This window comes from Curtobacterium sp. 260 (assembly GCF_030803485.1).
Taxonomy (GTDB): domain Bacteria; phylum Actinomycetota; class Actinomycetes; order Actinomycetales; family Microbacteriaceae; genus Curtobacterium.
The window spans coordinates 34,725-54,531 of sequence record NZ_JAURUY010000006.1; the positions used below are offsets into that span (position 1 = coordinate 34,725).

A 19,807-nucleotide genomic window follows, 5' to 3' on the forward strand; every position below is an offset into this window, starting at 1 on the left:
CCGTTGTCGGGTGGGGGGCGCGCAACTGGCTCTGGACGGGCCGCTAGCGCGTGCTAGCGGCGACTGTAGGGCCTACTCGCTAGAGCGCGCAAGCCCCGCGTTCGATATCGTGACGTCCATGTCCACGAGTGCGCGGCCCCAGGGGCGACGGGTGACGGCAGCGGACATCGCTGCCCAAGCGGGGGTGTCCCGAGCGACCGTTGGGTTCGTCCTCAACCGGACGCCCGGGCAGACCATCTCGGCACAGACGCGCGATCGCGTCCTCGAGGCAGCGGATCGGTTGGGGTACCGTCCGCACGTCGCTGCTCGTGCGCTCGCGAGTGGGCGGTCGATGATCGTCGTGCACGTCCTGCCCGACTGGCCGCTGGACCACAGCATGCGTGCGCACCTCGATGCAGCGTCCGAAGCGCTGGATGCCGCGGGCTACACGCTCGTGTCGTACACACCGCACGAGGACGGGACGACCCGCCCACTCTGGGAGACGCTCGCTCCGGACGTCGTCATCGGGACGGTGCCGTTCGCACAGGAGGACGTTGCAGCGATGCGTGCGAGCGGGATCCAGCACATCGTGCCGGCTCCCGGGGTCCGAAGTCCGGCGCTGGCGTCCACGCCGTTCGGGCGCGGACCGGCGATGCAGGTCGAGCACCTCGTCGAGCTGGGTCACCGGCGGATCGGCTTCGCGGCGACTACGGATGCGCGACTTCGTGCGCTCCTGGAGGACCGCGTCGGGCTCGCGGAACAGACCGCGACGGACCTCGGTGTCGAGCTGTTCGACGTCGAAGGGGTCGGCGACGCGGGGAGGGCTCTGGAGCGCTGGCGTGCGGCCGGTATCACGGCGGTGGCGGCCTACAACGACGAGGTCGCCGCGGCCGTGGTCCGCGCCGCGCTGCAGGCCGGGCTCCGCGTCCCGGGAGACCTCTCGATCATCGGTCACGACGACAGCCCGTTCGCTGCGCTCCTCTACCCGGCGGTGACCACCATCCGGGTCGACACGGCGATGATCGGTCGGTTCCTCGCGGACACCGCATTGGCGGCGCTCGGTGGTCCTGAGCCGGCACCGCTGCCGGCCGAGGCCGCGGTGCTCGTGGTCCGGGAATCGACCGGCGGACCCGGCCGAGCCTGACGCGTCCCCGTCGAGGGTCACCGGACTCGCCGCCTGCGCAGAGGAGGAGGTGCGCCGCACCGATGCGGCACGGCGCACCTCCGGACGTCACCGACTGGGCTGGCTGCGCGCCGTCTCGGGCCTGCCACGGGCGGTCCAGTCGTCCTCGCTGTCCAGTGACAACCCCTCCGTGTCGAGCTGCGGCAGGATGCGGTCCAGCCACCGCGGCACCCACCAGGCCGCGTTGCCGAGGAGCGCGAGGGTCGCCGGGACGAGGATCATGCGGACGATGAAGGCGTCCGCGACCACACCGACCGCGAGCCCGAGCGCGATCGAACCGACCAGCGAGGACGGACTGAGCGCGAACCCGCCGAACACCGCAGCCATGATCGCGGCAGCGGCGACCACCACCGGGGCAGATCGGCCGAAGCCATCGAGGATGGCCTCCCGCGCGGACAGACCGCGGTGGTGTGCCTCGTGGATCCGGGACACCAGGAACACCTGGTAGTCCATCGCCAACCCGAACAGGATGCCGGTGAGGATGATCGGCAGCAGGCTCAGCAGCGGGTTGCCCTGCGGGGCACTGATGACCGGGTCGAGCCACCCCCACTGGAAGATCGCGATCGTCGCCCCCATACCGGCGCCGAGGGACAGGAGGTAACCGACCGTCGCGATGAGCGGCACCAGTAGCGACCGGAACATCAGGATCAGCAGCAGCAGTGAGAGCCCGACGACGACGATCAGGTACGTCACGAGTGCCGACTGCAGCTTCTCGTTCGAGTCCAACGCGACAGCCGTACCGCCGGTGACCAGCAGGTGCGTCCCGGCGGTCTCGTCGGCATCGGCCCGGATGGACTGGATCAGGTTCGTCGTGCGGTCCGAGAGCGGACCGGAGTCGGCGAGCACGGTGACCATCGCCCAGTCGCCGTTCTCGCTCACCGCACCGGGGATCACCGTGGCGACGTCCTCCTGCCGTTCGAGTGCACGCTGCACCTTCGGCAGCGCCTCGGTCAGGTCGCCGTCCTCCCGCTCCACGAGGACGACGAGCGGGTTCTGCGCCCCGGCGCCGAACTTGTCCGCGACGAGGTCGTAGGCGGCGCGCTGCGTGGACTTCGGGTCCTCGCCGCCGGGGATGTCGAGCGTGGTGCGGAGCGAGAGCACGGGTGCTGCGACGATCCCGAGGAGCACGACGCACCCGACGATCGACAGCACGCGGTTCCCGGTCACGACGCGGACCCAGCGGTCCAGGAAGCCGATCCGGTCGTCGGTCCGCTGCGGCGTGGTCGCGGGGTCCCGCTGCTTCCGCGGGAGCGCTCTGCGGCCCATCGTCCGGAGGAGCACCGGGAGGAACGTCAGCGTCATGAGGACGGCGACGAAGACGGCGAAGGCGGCGGCGAGTCCCATCTCGCTGATGAAGGGGATGCCGACCACGGTCAGGCCGACGAGGGCGATGATCACGGTGGCGGCGGCGAAGACGACCGAGGACCCTGCGGTTCCGATGCTGCGGCCGATCGCGTCGTCGACGGTCCTGCCGGACCGGAGTTCTGCGCGGAAGCGGGCGATGACGAAGAGGCAGTAGTCGATCCCGACGGCGAGGCCGAGCATCACCGCGAGGATGGGCGTCGTCGAGCCGATCGGTGTGATCGCGGAGAAGCCGAGGACGCCGAGGATGCCGACGCCGACGCCGACGAGTGCGCCGGCCATGTTCGCCCCGGCGGCGACGAGCGAACCGAAGGTGAGGAACAGGACCAGGAAGGCGAGGACGGCGCCGACGATCTCGGTCGGACCGAGGATCTCGGGGACCGGGTTCGCGATCGAACCGCCGACCTCGGCGGTGAACCCGTCGTGTCGGAGGTCGTCCGCGACCGCGACGATGTCCGCGTGGACTGCTTCGCTGTTGTCGTCCGTCACGCCGGTCAGGCTGATGGTCGCCACGGCGGTGGTCGTGTCGCGGGACACGTACGGCTGCTCGGGGTCGACCGGGTCCGAGACGGCGCTGACGTGATCGGTCCCGCGGAGCCGCTCGAGGGCGCTCTGGAGTTCCGCCGAGCGCTCCGGCGACGTGATCTGCTGCCCGTCTGGGGCTTCGACGACGAGTTGCAGGCTCTTCGCGTCGGTGTCCGCCGACGGGAACTCCTCGTCGAGGGTCGAGATCGCCCGACTCGACTCCGTGCCGGGCACGTCGAAGCTTCCGTCGCTGAAGCGCATGCTGCTGATCGCGACGACGGCGAGGAGCGCCAGGGCGACCACCCAGCCGACCAGGAAGAGGACTCGGTGCCGGGCGCTGAAGCGGCCCAGACGAGAGAGCAGACGTGCCAAGGGGTGATCTCCGATGCTCGAGGAACGGCCCGGAACCGGGCACCATCCAGGCTCGGCGATCAGAGCGCCGGCGTCGTCCTCCGCTCGCAGTGCCTCGTCTACTCCGTCTGGAGTAGTCCCGAGCGGTAGGCGAACGCCACGAGCTGCGCGCGGTCCCGCGCGTGCATCTTCTGCATCGCACGCGCGAGGTGCGTCTTCACGGTCAGCGGTGAGATGAACATCGCCGCGGCGATCGTGTCGTTGTCGTCGCCGTGCGCTGCGGCGGTCATGACGTCGCGCTCCCGCGGCGTCAGGTCGCCGAGCAGACGATGGAGGACCGGGTCGACTTCCGGGACCGACGGCGCCGGCTCTGGTTCGGCCAGGAGGCGCAACGCGCGCTCCGAGATCGCCGCACGGTCCGCGTGCACCGCACGCACCGCCTCCAGGATCTCGTCCGGCTCGCTCGCCTTCCCGAGGAACCCCGCCGCGCCCGCGGCGAGCGCCGCACGGATCTCAGGATCGCCGTCGAACGTCGTCAGCACCACGACGCGCGTGCGTACGTCGGTCGCCCGGAGTGCCCGGATCGCCTCCACACCGCCCATGATCGGCATGCGGAGGTCCATCAGGGCGACGTCGGGCGTGACCTCGTCGATGAGACGGAGCGCTGCGGCACCGTCTCCGGCCGACCCGACGTGGACCATGTCTGCCGCTCCCGCGACGATGCCCTCGATACCGGCCCGTGCGAGCGGCTGGTCGTCGATCACGACAACGGTGATCATCGGTGTCCTTCCTCCGACCGCGGCAGCCGGACCGTCAACGAGAACTCGTGCTCCGAGCGGTGGACCTCGAGGTGTCCACCCATCGCCTCCGCGCGCTCCCGCACTCCCTGGAGGCCGAAGCCCTGGGAGGACGTCGTCGGGGGCAGCGTCGCGGGCTGGTTCACGACCACGAGGGACACCGTCCCCCGTTCGACAGCAGTCCGCACGGTCACCCTGCCGCGCCCGTGGCGCCTGGCGTTCGTCAACGCTTCTCGGAGGACGCGTGCCATCGCGACCCGCGTGGCTTCGGGCTCCGCGTCCAACCGTGGGTCGAGCGTCTCGTCGATGTCGTCGCCGGTGGCGCGTGCATCCTCCAGCACGGTCCTGATGCTGGCACCGCCTGTCGCTCCTCCGCCCTCGCGGAGGAGCTGCAGGACCTGTTGGGTCTCGCCGAGGACCGCGCGAGCCGTCGTACGAACCGCCCGGAGACGCTCTCGAGCGACGTCCGGCTCCCCCAGCGACGCATCGATCGCACTGGTCTGGAGGGCGATGGCCGAGATGCCGTGCGCGACCGAGTCGTGCAGGTCTCGTGCGATGCGGACGCGTTCCTCGGTGAGCCGCCGTGCGACGAGGCTCTCCTGCGCTTCCTGCAACGACACGACGCGTTGCGCCTCGGCCTCGACGGTGTCGTGCTGTGCACGGATCGTCAAGGCCGCACCGACGACTGCGGCGGTCCAGACGACCACGACCAACGAGGTCGGGTCGATCCACGGCAGGCCGTCGACGGCGAGGACGACCGCGTACAGGGTGCCCGCGAGCAGCGCCGCGGAGACCAGTGCCATCTGGCGGCTGCGCCGGAGTGCCACGGAGAACAGGCCCACCTGCGCGGCGACCCACACCCCGACCATCGTCGTCGGCTCGAGCAGCGTTCCGGCGCCGGACAGGACGAGCAGGATCACCATGACCGTCACCGGCGTCGTGCGGCGCAGCGCAGCTGTGGCAGTGCCGGCGGCGGCGAGCACGACCTCGGCCAGGTCACCGGTCCCACTGGCCGTCCGAGCAGCCTCGACGACGAGGGTCACGACGAGCACGACGTCGAGTCCGCGTTCCCACACCCTCGCGGCGTGCCAGAGCCGGCCGCTCGGCAGCGCGGTCATCGGGGCCGCCGTCCACGAGCCATGCGGCAAGACTACGGGGCGAGCTCCGCCTCCAGGATTCGAACCCGGACCTAACGGCACCAAAGGCCGTCGTGCTGCCGTTACACCAAGGCGGAACAAACCGGACGCGGTGGAGCCCGTCCGGTGCCCGTCCATCCTCCCACGGCCCGGGCGCTGGCCGCGCGCGACCGGTTCGGCCAAGATGGAGGGATGCCGCAGCAGGACGAGGTCGACCGGATCGTCGCGGCGTGGGGTCGGGAGCGGGGCGACCTGGACTTCGGGCCGCTCGAGGTCCTGTCCCGCGTCGACCGGCTCGCCCGGCACCTCGACCGCGCACGACGGGCCGCGTTCGACGCGAGCGACGTCGAGCCGTGGGAGTTCGACGTCCTGTCGGCGCTGCGGCGCGCGGGCGAACCGTACGAGCTCAGCCCGAAGGCGCTGCTGCAGCAGACCCTGGTGTCGAGCGGCACGATGACGAACCGGGTCGACCGGCTCGCGGCGCGAGGGCTCGTGAACCGGCGGACGGACCCGCGGGACGGTCGGGGCATCCTCGTGTCCCTCACGGCGAGCGGTCGCGCAGCCGTGGACGCCGCGATCGCGGACCTGCTCCAGGCCGAACGCGCGATCCTGTCCGGGGTGTCCGAGGACGAGCAGGCGCAGCTGTCCGGGCTGCTCCGACGACTCATCCTCGGGCTCGGCGACTGACGGCAACCGGCAGCCGGCAGCCGGCAGCCGGCAGCCGGTCCGGCGTAGCGTGCGCGGCATGCACGCCATCACCCTCGCCGTGGCCGACGTCGGACGATCGGCAGCCTTCTACCGCGCACTGCTCGGCATCGACGGCAGCGGCATCATCGGCACCGAGTACCCCGCGACCGAGACCGCGGCGGGCGGCACCACCGCGATGTTCGCGCTCGACGACGGGCTGATCGTCAGTGTCTACGGGCGCGAGGACATGCGGAAGGACTCCGGCGTCGCACTGGCCGAGGCACCGAGCACCACCATCGGGCACTTCGAGCCGTCGCAGGAGGCCGCACAGGCCTTCCTCGACCGTGCGGCAGCCGCCGGAGCGACGATGCTCGCGGCGCCGTACACGCGCCCGTGGGGCATGTGGTCCGGCTTCTTCCAGGACCCGGACGGTCACCTCTGGGAGGTCGTGGCGAACCCCGGTGGCGGTGACCCGGCCGGAGCGGACCCCGAGCAGGACAGCGTCGACCCGGAGTCGATCGAGTGACGTCTCCCGACCCTGACCTGCCCTACGGTTGCGACATGGACAGAGGTCGGGCCGTCGTCGGAGCGAGCATCGTCGGGGCACTCGTGCTCGCGGCGGGCCTCGCGATCGAGCTCGCACCCGCCCGTGGACTGTCGACGGACATCCTGGGTGGCTGCGTGAGCGGCACCTTCCCCGACGACGACAGCGACGCAGCCGCCTGGTTCCTGACGGAGTTCGCCAACGACACCGCCCAGGACGTGCACGTCCGCACGGTCCGGGTCGACACCGTGCAGGGCGTGCGGCTCGAACACCTCGCGCTCGCGCCGCACCCGACCGCCGACGCTGCCGGGCTCACCGTCACCGAGGACGCCGCGCGCCCGTCGGAGTACGGCCGGACGGTACCGGTCGACAGCGGGGTCGTCGTCCCGCCGCACGGGCACCTCGACGTCGTCGGACGGTTCGTGCTCGACCAGGACCAGCGCGCCGGGTTCGTCCGCGCCGTCGTCGTCACCGAGCAGGACCGGCTCGGACGGCTGCGCACGGTCACGGATCCGTCCGCCTACGGCGTGGGCCGGGGCGAGGACCTCGAGCCGACCGAACTCGGCTGCGAGGGCCCCTGACCCGGGTCGCCCGGCAACGCTGAGTCCATCGAGAACGGGTCTCCGACCCGCGGCCCCCGCTACACCCCGAGCTGCTCGGCCACCTCGAGCCACCGCTCCTCGAGCTGCTCGACCTCGGCGTCGAGCGCCCCGAGCTTCGTCTGCAGCGCCCCGAGCCCCGCGTAGTCCGACTGGTCGTGCGCGGCGAACGCGTCGAGCAGCTTCTGCCGGTCCTGCCCCGCCTTCGCGATCTTCCGGTCGAGGGCCGACATCTCCTTCTCCGCGGCGCGACGGTCCGCACCCGACAGGCCGGGCGCGGCAGGGGTGGTGGACCCGGCCGCGGCACCGCCGGAGCCGCCTGCCGGAGCCGTGTCGGGCCTCCCGGCCGAGGCCGCGGCGGCCGCAGCAGCCGTCTGCGGGACGGAGCCGGACGCGCGCAGCCGCATGTACTCGTCCACGCCGCCGGGCAGGTGGCGGAGGTGCCCGCCGAGGACCGCGTACTGCTGGTCGGTGACCCGCTCGAGCAGGTACCGGTCGTGCGACACGACGAGCAGGGTGCCCGGCCAGGTGTCGAGCAGGTCCTCCATCGCGGCGAGCATGTCGGTGTCGAGGTCGTTCGTCGGCTCGTCGAGGATCAGCACGTTCGGCTCGTCGAGCAGGATGAGCATGAGCTGCAGGCGGCGCTTCTGCCCGCCGGACAGGTCCTTGACCGGCGTGGACAGCTGCTCGGAGGTGAAGCCGAGCCGCTCGAGCAGCTGCGACGGCGTCATCTCCTTGCCGTCTGCGACGTAGCTCGTCTTCTTGCGGGCGACGACCTCGCGGACACGGTCGTCCGCGAACTGCTGCAGGTCGGCGAGCTGCTGGTCGAGCACCGCGACCTGCACGGTCTTGCCGGTCTTCACGCGGCCGGTGGTCGGCTGCAGCTTGCCGGACACCAGGTTGAGGAGCGTGGACTTGCCCGCACCGTTCGGTCCGAGGATGCCGGTCCGCTCCCCCGGTGCGATCCGCCACTCGACGTCACGCAGGATCACGTCGTCGCCGAACGAGACACCGATGTCGAGCAGGTCGACGACGTCCTTGCCCAGCCGGGCGGTCGCCGTCTGCGACAGGCCGACGGTGTCGCGGATCGGCGGCACGTCGTCGATCAGGGCGTTCGCCGCGTCGATGCGGAACTTCGGCTTGCTGGTCCGCGCGGGGGCACCGCGGCGGAGCCAGGCGAGCTCCTTGCGGGCCAGGTTCTGCCGCCGCTGCTCGCTCGCGGCTGCCTGCCGGTCACGCTCGACGCGCTGCAGGATGTACGCCGCGTAGCCGCCCTCGAACGGCTCGACGACACCGTCGTGGACCTCCCACGTGTCGGTCGACACCGCGTCGAGGAACCACCGGTCGTGCGTCACGACGACCATGCCGCCCTGGTTCGACGACCACCGGCGGTTGATGTGGTCGGCGAGCCACTGGATGCCCTCGACGTCGAGGTGGTTCGTCGGCTCGTCGAGGAACAGCACGTCCCAGTCACCCACGAGCAGCTTCGCGAGCGCGATCCGTCGCCGCTGCCCACCGGACAGGTCGTCGACCGTGGCCTCCCACGGGATGTCGGACACGAGGCCGCCGATGATGTCGCGGATCTTCGGGTCCCCGGCCCACTCGTGTTCCTCGAGCTCGCCGACGACGATGCTGCCGACGGTCGCCCCCGCAGGCAGGACGTCGCGCTGGTCGAGGTACCCGACGGTCAGGCCGCGCCGATGGGTGACGCGGCCGGCGTCCGGCTCGAGGCGCTGCGCGAGCAGGGCGAGCAGGGTCGACTTGCCGTCACCGTTGCGGCCGACGACGCCGATGCGGTCGCCCTCGTCGAGGCCGAGGGTGACGCTGTCGAAGACGACACGGGTGGGGAACTCGAGATGCACGTTCTCGGCGCCGAGGAGATGAGCCACCCGTCAAGGGTAGGCGGCGCGGCGGGGTGCGGGTGCCGCGGTGTGCGGGTGCCGCGGGGTGCGGGCGCCGCGGGGTGGCCCCGGTGGCTCGGTGGTGTTGTGTGCTCCCGCACAAGCGGAAGCACGTCGCGCCACGAGATTCCGCGGCGCGACGTGCTTCCGGTTGTGCTGCGGCCAGCGGTAACGGCTGCGGTGAGCGGGTAACGGCTGCGGCGAGCGGGGTGGCGGCTGCGGCGAGCGAGCGCGGCAGCGGCGGCCGGCCTGGAGGCGCGGCTCAGCTCCCCGGGGTCGGTTCGCCCTCGCCCGCGGCCTCCTTGGCACGCCGGAGGCGCGCCTGCGCCTCCCAGTACTCGATCTCGCGTTCGAGCGCGGCGAGCTCCTGCTCGGTACCGTTGACGCGCTTGTCACCGTGGGCGGCACGGGCGTGACCGATGCTGGCGTACCGGTCCTCGTGACGGTTCGGCTCGAGGTAGCGGCCGTGGTTCCGGTCGTTCGCGCTCCAGTCGTGCCCGACGGCGAACCACACGATGCTGCCGACCACGGGCACGAAGATGCAGATCAGGACCCACGCGAACTTCGGGAGTCCGCGGACCTGGTCCTCGCCCCGGGTGACGATGTCGATCAGGGCGAAGACGAGCAGCACGATCCCCGCGCCGTACAGCAGAACGCTCATGGCTCCGGACTCTACGGCGCGACCGAGCGCCGGACCATGCCCTGATCGGGTGGCGCGATCACGATCGGGCGTCGGTCTCCTGCGCGGTTCCACAGGTCTCGGCCGTGGTGACGTCGAGAGCGCCCCCGGCCAGCGGGTGCTGCGTCAGCCACCGTCGCGCGGCGAGGGTGTCCCGAGCGGGAACGACGACGGCTGCGATGTTCACCACGGCGAGCGCGGCGTACATCGGCCAGAGCGTGCCACCGACGGCAGCACTGCCCACCCAGAGCACCGCTGTGGCACAGAACCACACCAGCTCGGTTCCCGACGCTGCCTGCACGGCCGCGGCGGTCACGACGTCGTGACGGTCGTCCGGCACGAAGCGGCGGCCGTGGAACGCCTGCCGGACCGCGTGCCGCTCGCGCGTCTGCAGGACCGCCACCACCGGCGCTGGCGCCGGTCCGGCGCGTCGACGTGCCGCGGCCGCCCGGATGATCTGCGTGACCAGGAGGACGAGCGCGCCGAGGGCGACGCCGATGGCCACGACCGTCCTCGCGGGTGCCTCGGGTGGCGCCGTGAGTGCCAGCGCGACCAGGACGGCGACGACCCCCGCAGACCCGCCGAGGACCCATGCGACGGCACCCGCCGATCGCTGACGGTCGGCCGGGGCAGCAACCGCGAGCACGGCCTCCGCGCGCTCCTGCGCGAGTGCCCACCGGTGACCGGCCGCGGTCTCCTCGTCCGTCACAGAGCAGCGACCCACTCGTCCGTGCCGTCGGTGAACTCCTGACGCTTCCAGATCGGCGTCCGCTCCTTCACCAGGTCGACGAGCGCGGCGCAGGCTGCGAAGGCCTCGGCACGGTGCGGCGATGACACTGCTGCGGCGAGCGCCACGTCCCCGATGCCGAGCGCGCCGACGCGGTGCAGCACGGCGATGCGGACCTCGGGGTGGTCGACGGCGATCGTCCGGGCGACCTCGGCGATGACGTCCCCCGCGCTCGGGTGCCGTTCGTAGTCGAGTGCCGTGACGCCCTTGCCCTCGTCGTGGTCGCGGACGACCCCGGCGAAGGTCACGACGGCGCCGTCGCGGTCGGTCGTGACGGCAGCGGAGACCTCGTCCACCGTGATCACCCGGTCCACGACGTCGGCCACGACGACACGGTCGCCGCTCACGACGCGCTCCGGGGTGCGTGGCCCTCGCCGTGCAGCTGGGCCAGCACGTGGTCGAGCACCCCGTCCAGCACCGCGAGCCCGTCGGCGACGCCCCCGCGCGACCCGGGCAGGGTCACGACGACGGTGCGGCCACGGGCGATGCCCGCGACCCCGCGGGTCAGCAGCGCGGTCGGACCGGCACCGGCGAGTCCGCGCCGGCGGATCTCCTCGGTGATGCCCGGCAGCTCGAGGTCGATCAGGGGTGCGACGGCCTCGGGCGTGCGGTCGGTCGGGGTCACGCCCGTGCCGCCCGTGGTGACGACGACCGTCGCATCCGCGAGGAGCTCGGCGGACACCGTCTCGGCGATCGGGCCGCCGTCGGGCACGATCGTCGGCTCGGCGACGGCGAAGCCGCGCTCGCGCAGCCATGCGGCGATGACGGGTCCGGTGCGGTCGAGCGCGGGGTCGGTCGAGGCCTGCGTGGAGACCACGACGACGCCCGCGCGGCCCCTGGTCGGTTCGGGGTTCATCGGTTGCTCCAGTCGCCCGAGCGTCCGCCGTGCTTCTCGAGCACCCGGACGTCCGTGATCACGGCCGTGCGGTCGACGGCCTTCACCATGTCGTACACGGTCAGTGCCGCGACGCTCGCGCCGGTCATGGCCTCCATCTCGACACCGGTGCGGGAGGTCGTGCGCACGGAGACGTCGATCCGCACGCGGTCGCCGTCGCCGGTGATGTCCACCTCGACCCCGGCGATGGGCAGCGGGTGGCAGAGCGGCACCAGGTCCGACGTCTTCTTGACGGCCATGATCGCCGCGATCCGGGCGGTGCCGATGACCTCTCCCTTGGGCAGCGATCCGTCGAGGATCCGCTCGACGACGTCGGTGCGGGTCACCAGCGTGGCCGTGGCCGTGGCCGAGCGGGCAGTGACGTCCTTGTCGGACACGTCGACCATGTGCGCGGTGCCGTCGGCGCGGACGTGGGAGAGCTCGGCGTCGCGCACGCCGTTCGGGTGGTCGTCGGTCATCGGAGGCTCCAGACGGTCAGCGGGTCCCCCGGTTCGACGGAGTCGGTGCCGAGGGGGACGTGGACGAGGTGGGTGGCAGCGGCGAGGTGCCCGAGCAGGTGCGAGCTCGGCCCGCCCACGAAGTGCACACGCCCGTCGGCGACCCGGCCGCGGCGGACCTGGTGCTTGCCGACGGGTGAGCTCGCCGACTCGGCGGCCGGCAGCTCGGCGGTCGGGCGGTCCGGTGCACCGACGAGGGCCGCGAGCGCCGGCCGCAGGAACACCTCGAACGACACGAGGGCGGACACGGGGTTGCCCGGGAACGCCACGACCGGCACTCGTCGACCGGCGAGGTCGACGAGTCCGAGGGCCTGGGGTCCGCCGGGCTGCATCGCGACCGGGGTCACGGCGAGTCCGCGCGGCTCGAGCACCTGACGCACGACCTCGTACGCCCCCGCACTGATCCCACCGGTGGTCAGGACGACGTCGGCCCAGTCACCGACGGCCGACTCGAGCCCCGGCAGGAAGGCGTCCGGGGCGTCGCTGAGCCGGACGCCACGGGCGATCGCACCGACCTCGGCCAGGGCCGCACGGAGCGCGACACCGTTCGCGTCGCGGATCACCGCGCCCGCTCCGTCCAGCCCGTCAGGCGCGGCGTCACCGGCGAGTTCGCTGCCGGTGGACACGACGAGCACGTGGACCGGGCGGACCACGGACACCTCGCCGACACCCGCCGAGGCCAGGGCCCCCAGGAGCGCCGGCGTCACCGGGGACCCGGTCGGGGCGAGCTCGGCGCCGACGGCGACGTCGCTGCCGACCCGGCGGACGAACGTCCCGGTGGTCGTCCCGGCGGGCACGGTCAGCACGTCGAGCCCCAGCGCCGCGGGGAACGCCCCCGGCGGTGTCGCCTCGACCGGCACGACGGCGTCCGCGCCCTCGGGGATCCGCGCCCCGGTCATGATCGGCGCAGCGGTGCCCGGGCCGAGCGGTGCCGGCACGGCCCCGGCGGGGATCGGGTCGACCACGCGGACGTCGTTGCCGGCATCGGTCGACCGGACGGCGAACCCGTCCATCTGGCTGTTGTCGAACACCGGCAGCGGGACCGGCGCGGAGACGGCCCGGGTGAGCACCCGGTACCCACGGCCGGCACCGGCGCCGTCCGCCAGCGCGTCGATCGGCAGGGTCTCCTCCGCCCGCGCAGCGAGCACGGGCGCGAGGAGCGCGGCGACCTCGTCGCGGTGCTGACCGATCGTGCGCACGGATGCCTCCGAACCTCGTGGGGACGCCCCGTTCCCGGTCGATGCCGGAGGGGCGTCAGTAGCGTATCCAGGGCGCACCACGCGCCGAGGACATCCGGAGGACCTGTGGAGGACCACGTGACCACGACCGAACCTGTGGACCGAACGACGGCTCGCATCGGGGTGATCGGGGGCTCCGGCCTCTACCGCCTCTTCGAGGAGGGCACCGCCGACGAGATCACCGTGGACACGCCCTACGGCCCGACGTCGAGTCCGATCACGGTCGGCACGATGGCCGGCAAGCGCGTCGCGTTCCTCACCCGCCACGGTCGCGAGCACTCGGTCGCCCCGCACCTGATCAACCACCGCGCGAACGTCTGGGCCCTCCGGTCCCTCGGCGTGCGTGCGATCGTCTCGTCCAGCGCGGTCGGCGGCCTGCACCCGGACTACGCCCCCGGCACCTTCGTCGTGACCGACCAACTGATCGACCGCACCTGGGGCCGGAAGGACACGTTCTTCGAGGACCAGGTGCAGCACCTGTCCTTCGCCGACCCCTTCGACCCGGTGCTCCGCCGCGCCGCGATCGACGCCGTCGCCGCACTCGACGTGCCCTTCCGGCCGACGGGCACGTGCGTCGTCATCCAGGGCCCGCGCTTCTCGACCCGCGCGGAGTCGACCTGGATGCGCGAGGCCGGCGGCCACACGATCAACATGACGATGACGCCCGAGGTGCCGCTCGCTGCCGAGCTCGGCATCGGCACGGTCAACCTGTCCTTCGTGACCGACGACGACGCCGGCCTGGCCCCCACCGAGGACGAGGCGGCACGGTCCACCGACGCCCCGGTCACCCACGGCGCCGTCATGGAGCGCCTGGCCCGCGCGAACGAGGTCATCGTCCGCGCCATCGGCGGCGTCGTCGCCGCGTTGCCAGACGACTACACCCCGCGCGAACTCGTCCCGGCTGCCGCCAGCGCCAGCGTCCTCGGGGCGACGGCGTGAGCCGCCTGCTCGTCACCGGCGGCGCGGGCTTCATCGGGTCCGCGATCGTCCGCCGCGCCCTCGCCGAGGGGCACGAGGTCCGCGTGCTCGACTCCCTGCGTGACGACGTGCACGGCGACCCGTCCGAGGTCGTCCGCGCCCACGAGCAGCAGGGCCTGTCGTTCGTGCACGGTGACGTCCGTGACCGCGTCGCCCTCGAGGCGGCACTCGACGGCGTCGACGTCGTCTGCCACCAGGCGGCCAAGGTCGGCCTCGGCGTCGACTTCCAGGACGCCCCGGACTACGTGTCGTCCAACGACGCCGGGACCGCGCACGTGCTCGCGGGCATGGACCGGCACGGCATCGGCCGCCTGGTCGTCGCGAGCTCGATGGTGGTCTACGGCGAGGGCGCGTACGAGACCGCCGACGGTCAACCGATGCGGCCGCCGGCACGACGACGTGAGGACCTCGACGCCGGACGCTTCGACCCGATCGGGCCCGACGGCCGCGCGCTCGTGCCCGGGCTGATCGACGAATCGGCCGCCCTGGACCCCCGCAACGTCTACGCGCAGACGAAGGTCGCGCAGGAGCACCTGGCCTCGTCGTGGGCCCGCGCGACCGGCGGTACCGCGATCGCCCTGCGCTACCACAACGTCTACGGGCCGGGCATGCCGTCGAACACCCCGTACGCCGGTGTCGCGTCGCTCTTCCGCTCTGCCCTGGCCCGCGGCGAGGCACCCCGCGTCTTCGAGGACGGCCGCCAGCGTCGCGACTTCGTGCACGTGGACGACGTCGCGGGTGCCAACGCCGCGTCGATCGCCGCGACCGCGGAGCTGCCCGCTGAGACCTTCCGCGCGTACAACGTGGGCTCGGGCGTCGTGCACACCATCGGTGACATGGCCGCGGCCATCGCCGGGCCGGACGGCCCGCAGCCGGTCGTCACCGGCGAGTACCGGCTCGGTGACGTCCGGCACGTCACGGCGTCGTCCGAGCGGATCCGTTCGGAGCTCGGCTGGCACGCGCAGGTCGACTTCGAGCAGGGCATGCGTGACTTCGCGACCGCACCGCTCCGCGCCGCCGTGCAGCGGTGACGCAGCGTCCAGCGGACGACGCCGCCTGAGACTCGTCTCAGCGGACACGGCTCGCGCCTCGGGGCGCGAGCCGTGTCCGCCCAGGCGAGTCTCGCGTCCGCCACCGCCAGCGCGGGACGCCACCGCAGCGCGGGGCGAGCACGCACCACCCGCCCGCGCACGCGGACCCGGGACCGCACCCGGGCCTCCCGGCCGTCCCCCGAAGGCGGGCCAGACGGTCCGATCACCGCGCTCGACACGCCCCGGGGGACAGGATCCTGTACCCCGCGACGTGTCATCGTGTTACGTCGTGAGCATGGACCGAACCCCACCCGCCGGCGACCAGCCCGACGAGGACGCGACGCGCGCGACCGGAGATCGGCCCCGTCGCCAGGGCGACCCGCACCGAATGGACCACATGACCGTCGACGTGATCCTCCCCTGCCTGGACGAGGCGGACGCGCTCCCGCGCGTCATCGGCCGCCTGCCCGAGGGGTACCGCGCCATCGTCGTCGACAACGGCTCGACCGACGGATCCGCCGACGTCGCCCGCGCCCACGGCGCGACGGTCGTCACCGAACCGGTCAAGGGCTTCGGCTCGGCGTGTGCCGCCGGCGTCGCCGCCGCGACCGCGGAGTACGTCGCGTTCTGCGACGCCGATGCCTCGATGGACCCCGCAGAGCTGCCCGACCTCGTCGCCCGCGTGGCCGACGGGCGGACCGACCTCGCCCTCGGTCGGCGCGTGCCGACCACCCGTGGCGCGTGGGCGCCGCACGCCCGCTTCGCGAACCGCGTGCTCGCGGTCCTGATGCGCCGCGCGACCGGCTACCGCCTCCGCGACCTCGGGCCGATGCGCGTCATGCGCCGCGCCGACCTGGTCGCCCTCGACCTGCAGGACCGGCGCAGCGGCTACCCACTCGAGATGGTCCTGGCGGCACACGCGGCCGGGTGGCGGGTCGACGAGTCCGACATCGGGTACGCCCAGCGCGTCGGTGACAGCAAGGTCACCGGCACGCTCCGCGGGACGGTCAACGCCGTCCGCGACATGTCCCGTCTGCTGCGTGAGTACGGCCGGGAGGCACGCCCCCGCGTGGTCGCGCCCGGTCCGGCCCGCGACGTGGCCGGGTCCACCACGGAAGGAGCACGCTCATGACGGACGTCACGGTGGTCGTCGTGGCCAAGGAGTGCCTGCCCGGCAAGGTCAAGACCCGGCTGACGCCGGCCCTGACCCCGGAGGGTGCAGCCCGCGTCGCCTCGGCCGCGCTGGCCGACACGATCGCGACGGTGCGTGCCCTGCCCGCCACGCGTCGCGTGCTGCTCTACGACGGCGTCGTCCTGCCCGAGGGCACCGACGACTTCGAGGTCCTGCACCAGGTCGGTGGCGGGCTCGACGAACGCCTCGGGGCGATGTTCGACGCGATGACGGGTCCGACGCTGCTCGTCGGCATGGACACCCCGCAGGCCACCCCCGAGCACCTCGCACCCGTGTTCGACGACCCGGACCGCGACGCGTGGTTCGGTCCGGCGGACGACGGTGGCTTCTGGTCGCTGTACCTGCGCGAGCCCGACGGCGCCCTGCTCCGCGGCGTCCCGATGTCGCAGGACGACACGGGCGCCGTGCAGCTCGCGCGCCTGACCGACGCCGGACTGTCGGTCGGCACCCTGCCCGCGCTGCTCGACGTCGACACCGTCGCGGACGCCGAGCAGGTCGCCGCCCTCGCGCCGACCTCGCGCTTCGCCACGGCGTTCGCCGCCGAGCACGACACGACCCTGACCACGACGACCGGAGGTGCCCGATGACGATGCACGACACCGTCACGTTCGGCGCCGGCGGCGGCGAACCGTACGCCCGTGCCCTGCAGACCGACGGCCACCTGCGCCTGACCGACCCGGAGCGTCCCGACGTCGAGGTCACGATGGACGTCGGCCGCTGGAGCGCCGCAGCCGACCGGATCGACCGTTCCCTCCTCGAGGGCGCGGACGGCCCCGTGATCGACATCGGGTGCGGCCCCGGTCGCATGCTCGTCGCCGCCCGGGCGCTCGGCATCCCCTCGCTCGGCGTGGACGTCTCCACCGAGGCCGTCGCGATCGCCCGACGCTCCGGTGGCACGGCCGTGCAGGGCTCGGTGTTCGACCCGATCCCCGACGAGGGCCGCTGGGACACCGCCCTCGTGATCGACGGCAACATCGGCATCGGCGGCGACCCGGTCGCGCTCCTGGCCCGGTGCGGCGAGATCGTCCGTGACGGCGGTCGCGTGGTCGTCGAGACCCACGTGGACCGCGCGGCGGACCGTGCGTTCACCGCGCACGTGGTCGACGTGGACGGCAACCGGAGCGAGGGCTTCCCGTGGGCCGAGGTCGGCGTCGACGCACTCCTCCGTCACGCGGCCACCGCGGGGCTGCGTGCCCGGCAGAGCTGGACCGCCGACGGACGGACGTTCTGCGAACTCGTCGCGTGATCGCGTCGCGTTGTCTTGCATGATTCAAGACAACGCGGTAGCGTCGTGGGCAACAGCCGACGGCGTCCTGGTCGTCGGTCCGACGGCCCGGGATCCTCGGCACGACGACGAGGAGCACCCGTGCAGAACCGACAGAACCCCCTCGGCGGCGCCTACGTCTCCGGTCTCGAGCAGCGCGACGAGCTCGGCGCGTACACGGTCGAGGCCGCGTGGCGCCCGGTCGGCAGCTACACCGGCACCGGGGCGGGCCGTGCGCTCGGCCGCTTCGTGGACACCCAGTCCCGCCGTCCCGGCACCGCGACGTCCTCGACGCGGACCGTGACCGGCTCGCTGCGGACGACGACCGGATCGTTCCGGACCGCCTGAGCCCCGGCTCCCCCAGACCGCGAGCGGTCGCCCGACCCGGGACGTCCCCCCACGTCCCCGGCAGGGCGGCCGCTCGTGCCGACCCGGGACGTCCCCCCACGTCCCCGGCAGGGCGGCCGCTCGTGCCGTACCGGGGCAGTCTCCTGCCGGACCCGTGCGGCTGCGTGACACCCGGCGACGCGCGGAGGGTCCTGGTGCCAGGATGGGCGCATGAACGACCGCGCCGGCACCCCCGCGACCGCAGACGACCTCGTCGACCTCGACGCCCTCCTGGCCGCGTACCACGAGCGTGTCCCCGACGTGTCGATCCCCGAGCAGAAGGTGGTGTTCGGCACCTCCGGCCACCGCGGCTCGTCGCTCGACACCGCCTTCAACGACACGCACATCGCCGCGATCACGCAGGCGATCGTCGAGTACCGCACCGAGCAGGGCACCACCGGTCCGCTGTTCATCGGCCGGGACACGCACGCGCTCTCCGCGCCGGCGGAGCAGACCGCGCTCCAGGTCCTGGCCGCCAACGGCGTCCGCGTGCTCGCCGACGCCGAGGACGGCTTCGTCCCGACGCCCGCACTGAGCCACGCGATCATCCGGTACAACCGCGCGGAGCACGGCGACACCGCCGACGGCATCGTCATCACGCCGAGCCACAACCCCCCTCGTGACGGCGGCTTCAAGTACAACCCGCCGCACGGTGGCCCGGCCGACAGCGACGCCACGTCGTGGATCGCCGACCGGGCGAACGCGATCATCGCCGGCGGGAACGCCGACGTCCGCCGCCAGGACGAGACCGCAGCCGAGGGCTACGACTACCTCGGCACGTACGTCGCGGACCTCGAGCACATCATCGACATCGACGCGATCAAGCGCGCCGGGGTGAAGATCGGCGCCGACCCCCTGGGTGGGGCGTCGCTGCCGTACTGGGAGCGCATCCGCGACCACTACGGCCTCGACCTGACCGTCGTGAACCCCGAGGTCGACCCGACGTGGGCGTTCATGACCCTCGACTGGGACGGCAAGATCCGCATGGACCCGTCGAGCCCGTCCGCGATGGCGTCGGTGCTCGCCCACAAGGACGACTTCGACGTCCTGACCGGCAACGACGCCGACTCGGACCGCCACGGCATCGTCACGCCCGACGGCGGCCTGATGAACCCGAACCACTACCTCGCCGTCGCGATCGAGTACCTCTACGCGCACCGCCCCGAGTGGCGCGACGACGCGGCGATCGGCAAGACGCTCGTGTCGTCGAGCATCATCGACCGCGTCGCGGAGTCGCTCGGCCGCCGGCTGTGGGAGGTCCCCGTCGGCTTCAAGTGGTTCGTCCCCGGTCTCATCGACGGCTCCGTGGCGTTCGGCGGCGAGGAGTCCGCGGGCGCGTCGTTCCTCCGCAAGGACGGCACGGCGTGGACGACCGACAAGGACGGCATCATCCTGGCGCTCCTGGCGTCCGAGATCACCGCGGTGACCGGTAAGACCCCCTCGCAGCTCTACACCGAGCTCACGGAGCGCTTCGGTGCGCCGGTCTACCAGCGGGTCGACGCCGCTGCGAGCAAGGAACAGAAGGCCCGGCTCTCGAAGCTCGACGGCGACGCGATCACCGCCGACACCCTGGCCGGCGACCCGATCACCGCGAAGCTCTCGAAGGCGCCGGGGAACGACGCCGCCGTCGGCGGCGTCAAGGTGGTCACGGAGAACGCGTGGTTCGCCGCACGGCCCTCCGGCACCGAGGACGTCTACAAGATCTACGCGGAGAGCTTCGTCGGGCAGGAGCACCTCGAGCAGGTGCAGCGCGAGGCGAAGGAGATCGTGGACGCCGCCCTGGGCGCGTAGTCCC

The 19,807-nt window shown here is 72.8% G+C and carries 21 protein-coding genes and 1 tRNA gene; 11 read left to right on the plus strand and 11 right to left on the minus strand.

The features are described 5' to 3' along the window. Positions 1 to 118 precede the first annotated feature (118 nt). Positions 119 to 1,123, plus strand: a complete 1,005-nt coding sequence (locus J2X59_RS09100; protein WP_326496449.1) for a LacI family DNA-binding transcriptional regulator — start codon at positions 119 to 121, stop codon at positions 1,121 to 1,123. Positions 1,124 to 1,210: 87 nt separating this feature from the next. On the opposite strand, the gene J2X59_RS09105 is transcribed toward J2X59_RS09100, so the two are convergent. The 4 genes from J2X59_RS09105 to J2X59_RS09120 all read right to left on the minus strand — a co-directional run bounded on the left by J2X59_RS09105 (position 1,211) and on the right by J2X59_RS09120 (position 5,431). Further along, positions 1,211 to 3,421, minus strand: coding sequence for an MMPL family transporter (locus J2X59_RS09105; RefSeq protein WP_326496450.1), 2,211 nt, complete (start codon positions 3,419 to 3,421; stop codon positions 1,211 to 1,213). A 98-nt stretch (positions 3,422 to 3,519) separates the two neighbouring features. Then, the gene (locus J2X59_RS09110; RefSeq protein WP_326496451.1) at positions 3,520 to 4,179 is read right to left on the minus strand and encodes a response regulator transcription factor; all 660 of its coding nucleotides are present in this window, start codon (positions 4,177 to 4,179) and stop codon (positions 3,520 to 3,522) included. After that, positions 4,176 to 5,315 carry a sensor histidine kinase gene (locus tag J2X59_RS09115; protein WP_326496452.1) on the minus strand — a complete coding sequence of 380 codons (1,140 nt, stop codon included), beginning with the start codon at positions 5,313 to 5,315 and terminating at the stop codon, positions 4,176 to 4,178. The genes J2X59_RS09110 and J2X59_RS09115 overlap by 4 nt, the downstream gene beginning before the upstream one ends. Before the next feature lie 44 nt (positions 5,316 to 5,359). Further along, positions 5,360 to 5,431, minus strand: a tRNA-Gln gene (locus tag J2X59_RS09120). A 94-nt stretch (positions 5,432 to 5,525) separates the two neighbouring features. Here J2X59_RS09120 and J2X59_RS09125 point away from each other — a divergent pair. From J2X59_RS09125 to J2X59_RS09135, 3 genes are read left to right on the plus strand one after another with little or no spacing between them, the layout of a single operon-like run. Further along, positions 5,526 to 6,020, plus strand: a complete 495-nt coding sequence (locus tag J2X59_RS09125; RefSeq protein ID WP_066652288.1) for a MarR family winged helix-turn-helix transcriptional regulator — start codon at positions 5,526 to 5,528, stop codon at positions 6,018 to 6,020. Between the two features lie 58 nt (positions 6,021 to 6,078). Then, positions 6,079 to 6,546 (plus strand): VOC family protein, encoded by a 468-nt coding sequence (locus tag J2X59_RS09130; protein WP_326496453.1) that lies wholly within the window; start codon positions 6,079 to 6,081, stop codon positions 6,544 to 6,546. Positions 6,547 to 6,581: 35 nt separating this feature from the next. Continuing rightward, positions 6,582 to 7,145, plus strand: coding sequence for a hypothetical protein (locus J2X59_RS09135; protein ID WP_326496454.1), 564 nt, complete (start codon positions 6,582 to 6,584; stop codon positions 7,143 to 7,145). A 59-nt stretch (positions 7,146 to 7,204) separates the two neighbouring features. On the opposite strand, the gene J2X59_RS09140 is transcribed toward J2X59_RS09135, so the two are convergent. From J2X59_RS09140 to J2X59_RS09170, 7 genes are all read right to left on the minus strand, one after another. Then, positions 7,205 to 9,052: an ABC-F family ATP-binding cassette domain-containing protein gene (locus J2X59_RS09140; protein WP_326496455.1), complete on the minus strand. Its 1,848-nt coding sequence runs from the start codon at positions 9,050 to 9,052 to the stop codon at positions 7,205 to 7,207. 274 nt (positions 9,053 to 9,326) lie between these two features. Continuing rightward, positions 9,327 to 9,725 (minus strand): PLD nuclease N-terminal domain-containing protein, encoded by a 399-nt coding sequence (locus J2X59_RS09145; RefSeq protein WP_066652280.1) that lies wholly within the window; start codon positions 9,723 to 9,725, stop codon positions 9,327 to 9,329. A gap of 58 nt (positions 9,726 to 9,783) precedes the next feature. Beyond that, complete coding sequence (locus J2X59_RS09150; RefSeq protein WP_326496456.1) at positions 9,784 to 10,452, minus strand: hypothetical protein; 669 nt, start codon at positions 10,450 to 10,452, stop codon at positions 9,784 to 9,786. Beyond that, positions 10,449 to 10,877, minus strand: a complete 429-nt coding sequence (locus tag J2X59_RS09155) for a molybdenum cofactor biosynthesis protein MoaE (RefSeq protein ID WP_326496457.1) — start codon at positions 10,875 to 10,877, stop codon at positions 10,449 to 10,451. The genes J2X59_RS09150 and J2X59_RS09155 overlap by 4 nt, the downstream gene beginning before the upstream one ends. After that, positions 10,874 to 11,386 (minus strand): MogA/MoaB family molybdenum cofactor biosynthesis protein, encoded by a 513-nt coding sequence (locus J2X59_RS09160; RefSeq protein WP_326496458.1) that lies wholly within the window; start codon positions 11,384 to 11,386, stop codon positions 10,874 to 10,876. The genes J2X59_RS09155 and J2X59_RS09160 overlap by 4 nt, the downstream gene beginning before the upstream one ends. Beyond that, the gene (gene moaC, locus J2X59_RS09165; protein WP_326496459.1) at positions 11,383 to 11,883 is read right to left on the minus strand and encodes a cyclic pyranopterin monophosphate synthase MoaC; all 501 of its coding nucleotides are present in this window, start codon (positions 11,881 to 11,883) and stop codon (positions 11,383 to 11,385) included. Before moaC ends, J2X59_RS09160 begins: the two co-directional genes overlap by 4 nt. Next, positions 11,880 to 13,121, minus strand: coding sequence for a molybdopterin molybdotransferase MoeA (locus tag J2X59_RS09170; protein ID WP_326496460.1), 1,242 nt, complete (start codon positions 13,119 to 13,121; stop codon positions 11,880 to 11,882). The genes moaC and J2X59_RS09170 overlap by 4 nt, the downstream gene beginning before the upstream one ends. A gap of 117 nt (positions 13,122 to 13,238) precedes the next feature. Here J2X59_RS09170 and J2X59_RS09175 point away from each other — a divergent pair, with 117 nt between their 5' ends. From J2X59_RS09175 to pgm, 7 genes are all read left to right on the plus strand, one after another. Further along, positions 13,239 to 14,099 (plus strand): MTAP family purine nucleoside phosphorylase, encoded by an 861-nt coding sequence (locus J2X59_RS09175; protein ID WP_326496461.1) that lies wholly within the window; start codon positions 13,239 to 13,241, stop codon positions 14,097 to 14,099. Next, the gene (locus J2X59_RS09180) at positions 14,096 to 15,169 is read left to right on the plus strand and encodes an NAD-dependent epimerase/dehydratase family protein (protein ID WP_326496462.1); all 1,074 of its coding nucleotides are present in this window, start codon (positions 14,096 to 14,098) and stop codon (positions 15,167 to 15,169) included. The genes J2X59_RS09175 and J2X59_RS09180 overlap by 4 nt, the downstream gene beginning before the upstream one ends. Positions 15,170 to 15,557: 388 nt before the next feature. Beyond that, the gene (locus J2X59_RS09185) at positions 15,558 to 16,301 is read left to right on the plus strand and encodes a glycosyltransferase family 2 protein (protein WP_058728516.1); all 744 of its coding nucleotides are present in this window, start codon (positions 15,558 to 15,560) and stop codon (positions 16,299 to 16,301) included. Next, positions 16,298 to 16,948, plus strand: coding sequence for a TIGR04282 family arsenosugar biosynthesis glycosyltransferase (locus J2X59_RS09190; protein ID WP_326496463.1), 651 nt, complete (start codon positions 16,298 to 16,300; stop codon positions 16,946 to 16,948). The genes J2X59_RS09185 and J2X59_RS09190 overlap by 4 nt, the downstream gene beginning before the upstream one ends. After that, positions 16,945 to 17,607 carry a methyltransferase domain-containing protein gene (locus J2X59_RS09195; protein WP_326496464.1) on the plus strand — a complete coding sequence of 221 codons (663 nt, stop codon included), beginning with the start codon at positions 16,945 to 16,947 and terminating at the stop codon, positions 17,605 to 17,607. The genes J2X59_RS09190 and J2X59_RS09195 overlap by 4 nt, the downstream gene beginning before the upstream one ends. Before the next feature lie 120 nt (positions 17,608 to 17,727). Further along, positions 17,728 to 17,973, plus strand: a complete 246-nt coding sequence (locus tag J2X59_RS09200) for a hypothetical protein (RefSeq protein WP_066652247.1) — start codon at positions 17,728 to 17,730, stop codon at positions 17,971 to 17,973. Positions 17,974 to 18,183: 210 nt separating this feature from the next. Further along, positions 18,184 to 19,803, plus strand: a complete 1,620-nt coding sequence (gene pgm, locus J2X59_RS09205; RefSeq protein ID WP_066652245.1) for a phosphoglucomutase (alpha-D-glucose-1,6-bisphosphate-dependent) — start codon at positions 18,184 to 18,186, stop codon at positions 19,801 to 19,803. Positions 19,804 to 19,807: the final 4 nt, after the last annotated feature.